This window comes from Planococcus sp. TJ-307 (assembly GCF_058268435.1).
The window spans coordinates 928,637-940,868 of sequence record NZ_JBZDOJ010000001.1 but is presented as its reverse complement, the minus strand read 5'-3'; the positions used below and the strand labels follow the sequence as shown (position 1 = coordinate 940,868).

Below are 12,232 nucleotides of genomic sequence, written 5' to 3'. Positions count from 1 at the left end.
AGGGTATAATAAGACCGAGGAGCTGAAAACAACATGAGACTAGGATATGCATGCATGAACACTGAATTGAAAACAATCTTTAGAACTTTGCGTTTAGCAACTGCCGAAGCAGAAGGTACAGGAAAAATAAAAGAATTAACCATGAAAAATTTTGAGACGACTCTTGAAATCATTCATTGGAATGTGGAAAATGATATTTATTTTTACCGGGCTTCCAGCTCAATTGTCCCGCTTTCGACTCACCCGATAAATGATTGGATTTGGTGGGAAGACCCGGACGTACTTGCCATTACAGATAAAATTCGCTCACTTGTCGAAACGCACCAAATGAGAGTTTCTGTACACCCCGGCCAATACACTGTCCTCAATTCACCAAAACCCGAAGTGGTACGAAAATCGATTGAAGATCTTGAGTATCATGACAAGCTGATTCAATTGCTTGGCGGTTCGGACATCATACTCCACACCGGTGGAGCGTATGGAGACAAAGAAGCAGCGAAACAGCGCTTTGCAGAAGCCTATTTGGCATTGTCTCCCAGCATTCGCCAGCGACTGCGCCTAGAAAATGACGATAAGACTTTTACCGTCAGGGACGTTTTAGATGTCCATTACATGTGCAAAGTCCCGATATGTTTTGATATTCATCACCATAACTGCAACAATGAAGGCGAACCGGTCGATTACGCTGAAATTCTTAAAACCTGGGAAGGATACGGAACCCCTAAAATCCATATCAGTACAGGAAAAGAAGGATTCACCGACCTTCGCCACCATGGTTTGGTTTCTGAAACAGATTTCCAAGAATTGTTGAAACTACTGGGCGGCATTGATGCCGATATTATGTTCGAAGCCAAACTAAAAGAACAATCGGTCTTGCCGTTTATTCGCCAATTAACACATAAATAAACCATCAGCCTCTATGGCTGATGGTTTATTTTTTTAGTAGATCCCGCAAGATTCGGAAACTCTAATGTAAACTCGGTGCCTTTCCCTTTTTCGGAATCCACCATGATTTGTCCGTTCATTTGGCTGACAATGCTGTAGGTGACCATCAGTCCAAGCCCGGTTCCTTTGATTTTATTAGAAAAATAAGGCTCTCCTAAACGCTTTACTTCTTCTTTAGTCATTCCGACGCCCTCATCAGCCACTTCAATCCATACTTTGGCCGGTGATGTTTTCACTGCGACAGTCAGAGGTCCCCCATCAGGCATGGCTTCAATGCCATTTCGGATGATGTTGACCAGTGCTTGATGGAATTTTTGGCGATCGATCAGGATTTCTGCTTGTTCATCCATTTCGCTAACATGCATGACAACATTTTTTACATTGGCATACGGTGCCATAATTTTCATGACGTGGTTTATTTCTGCCGAAACCGTCATGGCCTCCAGTTGGCCATATGTTGGCTTCGCATATATAAGGTAGTCATCAATCAAATCTTCGGCAGCATTGATTTCTTTCAAAATCATACTGTGAAATTCCACTTGTTTTTCACGGCTGTATTCATATTCTTTCATCAGCTGAATAAATCCTTTGATACTTTGCAATGGATTGCGCAGTTCATGCGAAACCGCTGCAGCAAAATGGCTGACGGTTTCCATTTTTTCATGCTTTAATAGCGAATTGTACATATATTCCTGCCGTTGCATATGCTCGATCAACAAGGCCGTCAACACGATGATGGTTCCTTGGTTGACCATCAGCATTACCCAAATGCCGAGGATATCGTCGAGTGGATCTCCGAAAAAGTAAGCACCTGCAAACATATTAAATAGCAGTGAAGCAATGGAGATTGAAAATACCAAGACGATTTTCCCCAGCCTTTTTACCCGCATGTACAAAGGACGCAGAAAAGGGACGCCGGCCGCAATGACAAATTGGTTGAGGATCGCGATGTACATTCCATCTCCACCGATAGCCACTCGGCCAACAGAAGATACGAGAAACAACATGGCCGAAACAATCGGCCCTCCGTACAAGGCACCGACAATCATCGGGACTTGGCGGAGGTCGAAAATATATTGGTCTGTTAAAAATTGATAGGGAAACAGCATACACAGTATGATGGATATTGAAAAAAGAATCGTCATTGTAACGCGATGGCTGACGAAAAAGTTTCGTTGGCCCGCTGTCGCCAGCATCTGATAGACGATGATCGGGAATATGATAAAGAAAATATTATTGATCATGCCCGTCATCATTGCTTCCATAAAGGTCATCCCCATTTCTTTCTGCCGCGTCATTTATTATACAATTCGATTTTGTTCCCCACCACCTTTTTCTGTACTACTCAAGCTGTCTACCCCGCCCAACTTCAGCATTCTATCCTTTAAGCGGATGATAAGTTGTCTTCTTCAGCTTTTTCAACAGTCGCTCACGCCTCTTTTTCATGCCTGCCAGTGATACATTTTCACTGACGGCCAAATCGCTCAACTTGTAGCCTTTTACATACAGGTCTTCAAGAAGTGATTTCTCCTGTTTAGTAAGTTGATCCGTTTCTATCCATTCGGGCAATCCTTCTTCTGCCACTGGCTCCTCTTGTTCTTGAATGCTCTCAAATTCCGTTGCCTGCTCATTTCTTCTCGTTTCGCGCTTTAATTCATCGAGCATTGCACCTCGAATGCTGCGATAAGCAAAAGGAGTAAAGTCGCCTTTCCTGTTATCGAAACGCTGCCATGCCTGCCATAGGGCAATATTGCCAACTTGGCGATACGTGTCGTAATCACGATAAATGTGCAGCTTACGAATGGTCGCAGATACCATAGGAGCATATTGTGCAGCCACTTCTTCAAAATCCTTCATTGGTTTTATCCTTCTGAACGTTCGGTGATTCCCGGGTGCATTCAGAATAAGCCTTGGTATCATAAGAAACCACTTGATCATTGTGCTATTTGTCCCTGCAAAAAATCTTTTCCAAAAAGATGAACAGGAGGGTTAACACCAATAATTGGCGAAAAAATTATTATTTCCAGAAAAATATTTTCTGGAAACTGATTGATCGCAAAACTTTTAGGCATGAAATGATTTATTCCTATTCCAATTTTTTGCGAAAAAATAAACTATAAACTAAATAAGCCACCTCGCTCTATATTGGCAGTTTCGCCAATATAGAGCGAGGTGGCTTTCTTTTGCAAGATTCATTCCATCCTTTGTTATCCACCATAATTTTTTTTGTGTTAGCTACTGCCGCAGCTGCTGCCGCAGGAAGAACCTCCGCCAGAGTCTCCAGAGTCGCTGGAACTTTCATTGTTATCTGAGAAGCTTCCGAAGAAACCTGAATCTCCCCTATCGGATTTTGATTTGATCTTATTGTGGGTTTTGGCAAGTCCCAGTGATTCGGCATATGTTTTATTGGTGCTTCCAGCAGCCCACAAGACATAGGGAAGTGTTAACTCATTGGATGTTCCCGGCGTGGGATAAGAGCCTTGTACAATGCGTGATTGCTTTTCAAGAAAGCGTCCGAACTTTCCTTTACTCCCCGCAGATTCAATGTCACTTTTGATCTCTCGAATCAAAACTTGAACGGCACGATGGGTCTCGCTCTGTTCAAAAAAATACTGGCTGTGCAGCAAAGGTGTTTCTGAATCTCTCCATTCTTCTATAAAACTGTCACTGGGCACTCTTTCATAAAACGCAGAGCCCCAAGATTTAGCTGAGAAGGGTTTCTCAACAAATAACTTTTTGTACATCATATCGAATAAAAACTTATCGTCCACCCCATCGGTTTCGGCCACATTTGGCGAGTGATGAATAAATTGACCGGCAAACTTCTCTGTAAAATCCCGATACTCATGGGTGAACATTAATTGCTGGTGCCAAACTTCATCGACTGCTTTTGAAAACATAGGCACTTCTTTCAGGATGGAGGCCATCAGCAAAAAACGCTTTTGTTCAAACATCAATTCGAGAATGGTTTTCTGGCTATAGGCTGTTTCCCGGACCATTCGATTGTAGATGTGCAATTGATAGTCAAGTGCATAGGCATCTTCCAGCTCTTGTGCCCGGTTTTGAAAAACCGACTCAGTGTCTTTTACAAAATCCAGTTCCAACTCTTTTTGCTTTTTCAAAAAATCATCTGGCGTCAGCAAAAGCAACTCGCGATTTTCTTTTGCAGACCTGGATTTTTGCTGATACTCTTGATACAATCCGGCCGCAACCAATCCTAAAACAAATAAAGCAGCCCCAACATAACCAATCATTCCATCGCCTCTTTACTGTGTAATTTTCTTTTGACTTGCTTTGAATCTACTCCATCTTTTAGCGCCGGCGCTGAACTCACTTCATTTATTGCTACATTCAAGACTCTTACGCCGCATCGTCTCTCATCAGCAAAAAAGCGATTCTGATTGCCCACTTGTTCAAGTCGGGTTCTGTTTCAGGATCGGTGACATAAAACTCAAAACGGCCATTCCAAATTTCATCTTCGCCTTCCCAGCGCTTATCAATGTCCAATCCTTCTTGCACGGCCCATCGTTCAAGTGCCGCAAGAGATTTCTCCAAATTATCGGGATGGCCTCTATGCAATGCCGATAAATAGGAGCCGCCCGGTATAAAGCTTGCAATTACCCGTTCATCGCCGCTGACCATTCGCTTAACCGGTATCCCTACTTCCATCTTGTATTTGCCTTCAGCATCTCCCATGCACCAATATCGGAAAAATGGAATTCCTGCCGGTTTAATTCCTTTGGTCTTCAGCCAGTCAAGAAGTTCGCCCACCATGCCATTGACCCGATCCCATTCCGCTAAACCTGCTGTTACCGGAATCGCCACATAAGGCTGTTCTGCCCGTTCTTCGACAAATGGTTCGCTGATATGCTTCTGCACCATCCACTCCTCCTCTTTTGTAGAAACTATCATTCCATTTTATTACTAATATTCTCCATCTGAAGACATAGTCCTTTAAATCATAAATGAAAGTTTTGAAATTCCAGCAGCCGCTTTCTAAATTTTATGCAAGGAAAATACTTCCTGAAGCCACTCATGAAAATTGTCACATATTCCAAGCTCACTAAATTGACTTTGAACTTCTTAAGCGATAATCTAAACAAGTGACCAAGTGGTCATTAAAAGTGACCGCCTGGTTTAGGAGGGCTCAAATGGAAAAAAGAAACGAATTAATGAAGCAGGCTGTGCACTTGTTTTCTTTGAAAGGCTTTCATCAAACATCGGTTCAAGAAATAGCACAGGCAACTGGCATTTCCAAAGGAGCTTTCTACAAGCATTTCGATTCAAAGGAGAACTTATTCATCGAAATCCTGAAACACTACCATGAAGAAGTTAATGCTGCCATCTCCAGCTCCCAGCATGCACCCGGATCCGATTATAAGGATGTCTTCAAGGAAAAATTGGCGATTGAAATTGAGCGTACACTTTCCAATCAAGATTTTTTCATGATGGTGTTTAAAGATTTCCCGCTCAGTGACAGTGAAAAGCTGAAGTCATTGTTCATGGAACTGCGCCAGTCGACGATTACCTTGCACAAAACCATTCTGCTGGATACTTACGGCACCACCATCGAACCATTTTTAGATGATTTGGTAATGGTCCTTGAAGGGTTAATGCAGCAATACATCATCACACTGGTCATTGAACAAAAAAATGTTCCCATTTCCCGGTTGGTCAATTTCTTGACGGCCACCATCGATGCAATTGTTGACAACTTGGCGGCAATGGAACCTGTATTTACTGAAGCCCGCTCCACACCAGCTACGACTGAAGAAATTTTTCTTCACCTGGCTGAAAAAATTAAAGCTGCTGAACCCCATCCAGAAAAGCTGCTGGCTTCACTCGATTTATTAAAAGAGCAAGTCAACAAACAAGAGCAAGAGGAATTTTTAATCGAAGCCTTGTTGGTTTACTTAAAACAGTACCCTTCCATTAAAAACCAAGTAATCTACTTAGAAAATTTTATTTAAGAAAAAGGAGCCAATCACTTGAAGAAAATTATCGATTTTTCCTTGAACAACAAGTTTGCGATATGGATCTTGACCATCATGATCGTTGTGGCTGGACTGTATGCAGGCTTGACCATGAAGCAGGAATCTATACCAAGCATCACCCTCCCTGCGGTGACGGTCGTTACTACATATCCAGGCGCTGCGCCCGATGAAATTATGGAAGAAGTCACCATTCCAATGGAGCAGCGAATTCAAAATATGAATGGCGTCGAATTGACAACATCTACATCGATGGCCAATGCCTCGACGATTCAAGTCCAGTATGACTTTGAAGTCGATATGGACGAAGCAACTCGTGAATTGGAGGATGCGTTGTCGCAAATTTCGATTCCTGAAGCTGCCAATGAACCTCAGGTTTCACGGCTCAGCTTGGATGCTTTCCCTGTTCTGACATTGAGCATCAGCGATCCTGAGCGTTCATTGGAAGAACTGACAGCTACCGTTGAAGAAAATGTGCTCCCAGCACTTGAAGGCGTAGCCGGCTTGTCCGATGCGCAAGTTTCTGGACAACGCGTCCAAAAAGTCACGATGTCCTTTGATCAAGAAGCTTTAGCCCAATACGGGTTGACGGAAGAAACGATTCAACAATTGATCCAAGGATCCAATCTGACATTCCCGTTAGGATTAACTGATTTTGACGGTGAACTGAAAAACTTGGTGATCGACGGTGACATTACCTCTGTTGATGACTTGAGAAATCTGCAGATTCCAGCGATTCCTGCAGCAGCAACTGATGTTCCAAGTGCAGCACCGGCTGCTCCTGAGTCTGAAGGGACCGGAACAGAAGCACCACCAACTGAAGCGCCTGCAACAGAAACTCCAGCTGCAGCTGCACCGTCTGCGATTCCGACAGTCGCATTGAGCGAACTGGCCGAGATTGAAGTAGTCAGCGAAGCAGAATCGATTTCCCGTACAAACGGAGAAGAATCCATCGGCATTTCCATCGTCAAATCGCCGGATGCCAATACCGTAGAAGTGGTCAATGGGGTTAAAGATATCATGGCAGATGTTGAAGAAGAATACGGCTTGAACGTCGCTTCAACATTTGACCAAGGTGAACCGATCGAAACTTCAGTTGAAACGATGCTCAGCAAAGCCTTATTCGGTATTTTATTTGCTGTCGCAATCATTTTGCTGTTCCTTCGTAGCTTTAAGACAACGATTATCTCGATCATCTCTATCCCATTATCGTTATTAATGGCGATTTTCTTATTGAACCAAATGGATATTACCTTGAATATCATGACACTCGGTGCATTAACCGTTGCAATCGGGCGTGTTATTGATGACTCGATTGTTGTGATTGAAAATATTTATCGCCGCATGGCTTTGCCAGGCGAAAAATTGCGTGGCAAAGAACTCATTCGCGAAGCAACACGTGAAATGTTCGTACCCATTTTTTCATCAACAATTGTAACCATCGCCGTATTCCTGCCGCTTGCACTTGTCAGCGGACAAATCGGCGAATTGTTCCTGCCGTTCGCTTTAGCAGTTGTCTTTGCTTTATCGGCATCTCTACTAGTTGCTGTTACCATCGTTCCGATGATGGCGCATTTGATGTACCGCAAGCAACTGCAAAACCTGGATACAAATCAATCCAAACAAAAAGAACACAAGCCAGGCAAAATGGCAAACAGCTACAAACGCATTTTGGAATGGACCTTGAATCACAAAATCATCACGTTCGGCGGAGCGTCATTGCTTCTTGCTGCAAGTTTGTTCTTGATTCCGGTTATCGGCGTCAGCTTCCTTCCTGAAGAAGAACAAAAAACCGTGATGGCAACTTATAGTCCGGAACCCGGACAAACACGCGAAGATGTGGAAGCCATTGCACTTGATGCAGAGGGCTCTATCGAAGGCAGAGAAGGCGTAACGTCTTATCAGTACTCGCTTGGCGGAGGCAATCCGATGTCGGCAATGGGCGGCGGCGGAGATAATTCCGCATTGTTCTATGTCGAGTACGACGATGACTTTGAGGCATTCAGTGATGAAAGTGCAAACCTGATTGAAGACTTGAACAGCTCTACTGAATCTGGAGAATGGGCAAGCATGGACTTTACAGCCACTGGCGGCAGTGGACTGGAACTCTTCGTCTACGGAGATAACGTCGAAGATATCCAAAGCGCTATCGATCAAATCCAGCCACTGATGGAAAACAATGATGGCTTGGAAAACACCGAATCCAGCTTGACTGAAGCTTACGATCAATTTACTTTGGTCGCTAATCAGCAAAGCTTAAGCGAAAATGGGTTAACTGCCGCACAAATCGGCATGGCCTTGAGCAGTGTTGGTGAAGCGCCCGTATTAACGACCGTCACATATGAAGATGAAGAAATCGATGTGTACATTGAAACCGAAGAAACTCAATATGCAGGCATTGACGATGTAACAGATGTTGAAATTCCAACAGCCATTGGAACAACTGTAACAATTGGCGAAGTCATGGAAGTGGAAGAAGGCCAATCGCCTGATACCATTAACCGCAGAGATGGCCAAATGTTCGCATCACTAACAGCAGACGTTCTAGGCAATAATGCTGCAGAAATCACAACTGAAATTGATGAGCAAATTGCAGAACTCGACTTGCCGGCTGGTGTCACAACTGACCATGGCGGTGTGACTGAACAAATCAATGAATCGTTCACTCAGCTTGGCTTGGCGATGCTGGCAGCCATTGCCATTGTGTACTTTGTATTGGTTGTCACATTCGGCGGTGCACTCGCTCCGTTCTCCATCCTGTTTTCATTGCCATTCACCGTTATCGGTGTATTGGTCGCTTTATGGATTACTGGAGAATCATTGAGCGTTAACGCATTGATTGGTGTATTGATGCTGATCGGTATTGTTGTCACCAATGCCATCGTCTTGATTGACCGTGTCATCCATATGGAAAAAGCCGGTTTGACTACACGTGAAGCATTGCTTGAAGGCGGCGTCACACGACTGCGCCCTATCTTGATGACAGCCCTAGCAACAATCGGCGCGCTAATACCGCTTGCCATTGGAGCTGAAGGCGGAGGCGGATTGATTTCGCAAGGCCTCGGCATCACGGTTATTGGCGGATTGATCAGTTCTACATTATTGACATTGGTTATTGTGCCAATCGTTTATGAAGTGGTCTCGAAATTCCGCAAAAAAGAAGCAAACTAAAGAATAAGTGGAAAAGGCAGCTCATCATGAGCTGTCTTTTTTGTGCGCATTTTTAACTGACCGCACCTCGTTTGATGATAACCGCACCTCAAATGGATAATAGCGCACCTCGCAGGCTGCAGACCGCACCTCGATGCCTCATAACCGCACCTCGCACAAAAAAGCCTGCTCAGCATAGCTGAACAGGCTCCCAAATTATTGCTTTTTCAAATATTCCAGTACGGATTCATCAATCAGTGCTTCTTCTGACCAGTGATCATCAAAGTTCTCACGCAGCACAAAAGTTTTCAACGCTTCTTTCACTTCTGCGTCATAGCTGCTGTGATCAACCGACTCCAGCAAATCAGCTTTCACCAAATGCTCTACAACAGTTTCTAAGACATTTTCTTCGATAGCCAGCTTTTCCTCAGATGGTGCAGCATACATTTTGTGCAGCTCATACAATCGCTGCAATTCTTCAATCGGCTCTGGATGATCATCAACACGCAAATCCACTTTCACATCGTTGTAACCGCCATACCCTGCGCCTTCTTGCAATACATAGACTGCTGCCGACTGTTTGCCTCTGCTGTCGCCCCCAGCATGTTGAGCGGCTGAAATAGCTGTCAGCAACCGTTCAGCAAGCGAACCTTCTGATTCCTCGAAGGCTCTGCTCATTTCACTGACCGTTTTTTCACTGACCAGGATGTTGCCTTGGCACGAATGATGCTTCCCTATTTTATGTCCTGCCCAGTCGTAGCATTCATGCCCGGTAAAAGCACTCGCTTCACCATCTGCGTTGATGACAGCCACTTGGCGCAAACTTCTGCCTGGATCGTCAGCAATCAGCTTGTCGATCACTTCCTCAGGCGACAAGCCCTTCTCCAATAACTCAAGTCCTTCTGGTCCATACGCGGTATTGGCCCAGGACTGTGTAGCCACTGCCCCGACGCCTGCCTTTGCCCATGGAACGACCGAACCGACTGCCAAAAATTTCGATTGCACCGCCACGCCCACTTCTCCCGTTTCCGGATTGGCAGCGACAATGGAAAATGTTGCGACCAACTTGTGTTTGTCTATTTTATTCTTCATGCAATTGCCCCCTTTTCTCTAGTTTAATCAATAATTTGCAGAATGTTAAATTAAAGGAAGCGAATTTTGAACGTTTTCTTATTCTTTAAAACTCAGTAGATAAAAATATGCAAATACCTTATTTACTAATCAGTAAAACAACACTTTTGTACATATAAATGGTATAATAGAATCACAAAAAATACATATCAATTCTTTATTTTTTCAAATTAAGAACGGGTCATCCCTATACATACGCTGACTTTTGCTCAGCGCATCAATGAAAGGGGTGAGAAAGGTGCTTTCTAAATGGATTAAAGTCTCAGCAGCTTTATTACTAATCCTCTTCACTGTACTGTCTTTTTCTGGCCAGTCTCATGCAGCAAGTTCCACTTATATTACGAAAGGCAATACGACCAGTAAAGTGGTGGCGTTGACCTTCGATGACGGTTCGGATGGTACGAATATCAACAAAATCTTAGATATCCTGTCTGCCAACAATGTAAAAGCCACGTTCTTTTTAACAGGTTCCGGTGCTAAAAACCACCCTGTCTGGATCAAGAACATTTCAGCCAAGGGCCATCAGCTCGGCAACCACTCGTATTCGCATCCAGATTTCACAAAACTGACCGCCGCAAAAATGAAAAGTGAGCTTGATACAACAGAATCCACAATCAAAGGAATTACCGGAAAATCGACCAAGCCTATTTTCAGAGCTCCATTCGGGGCATCCAATGCTGCTGTTCTAAAAGCAGTTGGTGATGCCGGTTACACACATACGATTCAGTGGAATATCGATACGGTTGACTGGAAAGGCGTTTCTGCTACTGAGATTACCAACAAAGTGGTGAATAATATTGTGCCAGGATCGATTGTTTTGATGCACACCGGTGCCGGCGCTTCCGGAACTCCAGGTGCGTTGCCGGGTATGATCAGTAAATTGAAAGCGAAAGGATACAAGTTTGTTACAGTGTCCGAGTTATTAAAATTGCCAGTTTCACCCGTAAGCGGCACCAAATATACGGTCAAAGCGGGAGATACATTGTACAGCATTGCGAAAAAATACAATGTGACCGTTTCAGCATTGGCCAAAGCCAATAATATTACCAATTATAACTTAATACGTGTAGGTCAAGTGTTGACAATTCCAACCAAAGCTCCTGCACCTTCTGTCACGTATACAGTCAAGGCTGGGGACACACTTTACAGCATTGCACGAGCTTACAATACGACCGTAGCGAAAATAGCAGCGGCTAATAAAATTACCAATATTAACTCCATTCGTGTCGGACAAGTATTGGTAATTCCTAGATAGTCTAAAGTTAACACCATAACAGGAGCAGGAATCTATAGATTCCTGCTCCTGTTATATGTTTTTTGGCTTGTACAAAAATCTGCGGTAAAGTTTAAAAATCATATACGCCATGCCAAACAAAAAGAAGATGGCCAGAATTGGTGCCAGTAAGATTAAGATTGGCGTTAATGTGGCCGTAGCATCTTCCGCTAAAGAAACAGCTGGACTCATGAATGCCGTCTCACTCACTCCTTTGACCGCTGTAATGGTGGCATGAGAAACTGTCGCTACTCCCCCTCCGCCAATAATGGCGATGCTCCATTCCAAGAAAGGATTCATATCCCCGATAAAAGAAGCAGTCAGCAGGATTCCTGCCAGAGCCGCAATCGGCGTCGCAATCATTTTCATGAAGGATCCTACTGCCGGAATATAATTGACCGCGATTTCGAAAAGCGTGGCTGCAGCAAACGCGACAATCGCCGGTGTGCTGCCGATCCAGCTAAATCCTTCTGAAAGGGTTAACCAGTCCACATGGACGAATATTCCCGTGATCAGCAGTGGCGTAAAAATTCTAAAACCGACCGTTGCACTCAATGCCAGTCCGATGCATATCGCCAAAATGGTTTCCAAAATACCCACCTCCGTCATACTAGTTATTTACAGTATACACGAGCAGAAGCAGGGCTGATATTCACCACCTGCGAAATACTAGGAAACAACCGGAGTCGGCGACTGGGCGGGCTGATTGTTCCAACTCTTGATGCCAGCCTGACAATCATTC

General features: G+C 44.1%; 11 protein-coding genes. 4 read left to right on the top strand and 7 right to left on the bottom strand.

The features are described 5' to 3' along the window. Positions 1-33: 33 nt before the first annotated feature. Positions 34-906: a UV DNA damage repair endonuclease UvsE gene (gene uvsE, locus AC4EHK_RS04530; protein ID WP_490977594.1), complete on the top strand. Its 873-nt coding sequence runs from the start codon at positions 34-36 to the stop codon at positions 904-906. A gap of 11 nt (positions 907-917) precedes the next feature. On the opposite strand, the gene AC4EHK_RS04525 is transcribed toward uvsE, so the two are convergent. The 5 genes from AC4EHK_RS04525 to AC4EHK_RS04505 all read right to left on the bottom strand — a co-directional run bounded on the left by AC4EHK_RS04525 (position 918) and on the right by AC4EHK_RS04505 (position 4,827). Continuing rightward, entirely contained in the window at positions 918-2,210 is a 1,293-nt protein-coding gene (locus tag AC4EHK_RS04525; RefSeq protein WP_490977593.1) for an ATP-binding protein, read from the bottom strand. 112 nt (positions 2,211-2,322) lie between these two features. After that, a complete protein-coding gene (locus tag AC4EHK_RS04520) occupies positions 2,323-2,802 on the bottom strand; it encodes a sigma-70 family RNA polymerase sigma factor (RefSeq protein ID WP_490977592.1) in 480 nt (159 codons plus the stop codon). A gap of 77 nt (positions 2,803-2,879) precedes the next feature. Then, a complete protein-coding gene (locus AC4EHK_RS04515; RefSeq protein ID WP_490977591.1) occupies positions 2,880-3,017 on the bottom strand; it encodes a hypothetical protein in 138 nt (45 codons plus the stop codon). Between the two features lie 159 nt (positions 3,018-3,176). After that, positions 3,177-4,199 (bottom strand): glycine-rich domain-containing protein, encoded by a 1,023-nt coding sequence (locus tag AC4EHK_RS04510; RefSeq protein WP_490977590.1) that lies wholly within the window; start codon positions 4,197-4,199, stop codon positions 3,177-3,179. A 106-nt stretch (positions 4,200-4,305) separates the two neighbouring features. Beyond that, a complete protein-coding gene (locus AC4EHK_RS04505) occupies positions 4,306-4,827 on the bottom strand; it encodes a GyrI-like domain-containing protein (RefSeq protein ID WP_490977589.1) in 522 nt (173 codons plus the stop codon). A gap of 269 nt (positions 4,828-5,096) precedes the next feature. On the opposite strand from AC4EHK_RS04505, the gene AC4EHK_RS04500 reads away from it, so the two are divergent. After that, a complete protein-coding gene (locus AC4EHK_RS04500) occupies positions 5,097-5,915 on the top strand; it encodes a TetR/AcrR family transcriptional regulator (RefSeq protein WP_490977588.1) in 819 nt (272 codons plus the stop codon). A gap of 18 nt (positions 5,916-5,933) precedes the next feature. After that, the gene (locus AC4EHK_RS04495) at positions 5,934-9,107 is read left to right on the top strand and encodes an efflux RND transporter permease subunit (RefSeq protein WP_490977587.1); all 3,174 of its coding nucleotides are present in this window, start codon (positions 5,934-5,936) and stop codon (positions 9,105-9,107) included. 195 nt (positions 9,108-9,302) lie between these two features. Here AC4EHK_RS04495 and AC4EHK_RS04490 read toward each other — a convergent pair whose 3' ends face one another. Continuing rightward, a complete protein-coding gene (locus AC4EHK_RS04490; protein ID WP_490977586.1) occupies positions 9,303-10,178 on the bottom strand; it encodes a DUF1028 domain-containing protein in 876 nt (291 codons plus the stop codon). A 277-nt stretch (positions 10,179-10,455) separates the two neighbouring features. Between AC4EHK_RS04490 and AC4EHK_RS04485 the strand changes: the two genes are divergently transcribed. After that, positions 10,456-11,472 (top strand): LysM peptidoglycan-binding domain-containing protein, encoded by a 1,017-nt coding sequence (locus AC4EHK_RS04485; protein WP_490977585.1) that lies wholly within the window; start codon positions 10,456-10,458, stop codon positions 11,470-11,472. A gap of 51 nt (positions 11,473-11,523) precedes the next feature. On the opposite strand, the gene AC4EHK_RS04480 is transcribed toward AC4EHK_RS04485, so the two are convergent. After that, the gene (locus tag AC4EHK_RS04480) at positions 11,524-12,090 is read right to left on the bottom strand and encodes a DUF4126 domain-containing protein (protein ID WP_490977584.1); all 567 of its coding nucleotides are present in this window, start codon (positions 12,088-12,090) and stop codon (positions 11,524-11,526) included. Positions 12,091-12,232: the final 142 nt, after the last annotated feature.

What these genes read in the sequence shown, in the direction of transcription:
- AC4EHK_RS04520 (WP_490977592.1), bottom strand. Translation starts at nt 2,802, where the DNA reads ATGAAGGATTTTGAAGAAGTGGCTGCACAATATGCTCCTATGGTATCT.
- AC4EHK_RS04500 (WP_490977588.1), top strand. Translation starts at nt 5,097, where the DNA reads ATGGAAAAAAGAAACGAATTAATGAAGCAGGCTGTGCACTTGTTTTCT.
- AC4EHK_RS04510 (WP_490977590.1), bottom strand. Translation starts at nt 4,199, where the DNA reads ATGATTGGTTATGTTGGGGCTGCTTTATTTGTTTTAGGATTGGTTGCG.
- uvsE (WP_490977594.1), top strand. Translation starts at nt 34, where the DNA reads ATGAGACTAGGATATGCATGCATGAACACTGAATTGAAAACAATCTTT.
- AC4EHK_RS04490 (WP_490977586.1), bottom strand. Translation starts at nt 10,178, where the DNA reads ATGAAGAATAAAATAGACAAACACAAGTTGGTCGCAACATTTTCCATT.
- AC4EHK_RS04525 (WP_490977593.1), bottom strand. Translation starts at nt 2,210, where the DNA reads ATGGAAGCAATGATGACGGGCATGATCAATAATATTTTCTTTATCATA.
- AC4EHK_RS04505 (WP_490977589.1), bottom strand. Translation starts at nt 4,827, where the DNA reads ATGGTGCAGAAGCATATCAGCGAACCATTTGTCGAAGAACGGGCAGAA.
- AC4EHK_RS04515 (WP_490977591.1), bottom strand. Translation starts at nt 3,017, where the DNA reads ATGCCTAAAAGTTTTGCGATCAATCAGTTTCCAGAAAATATTTTTCTG.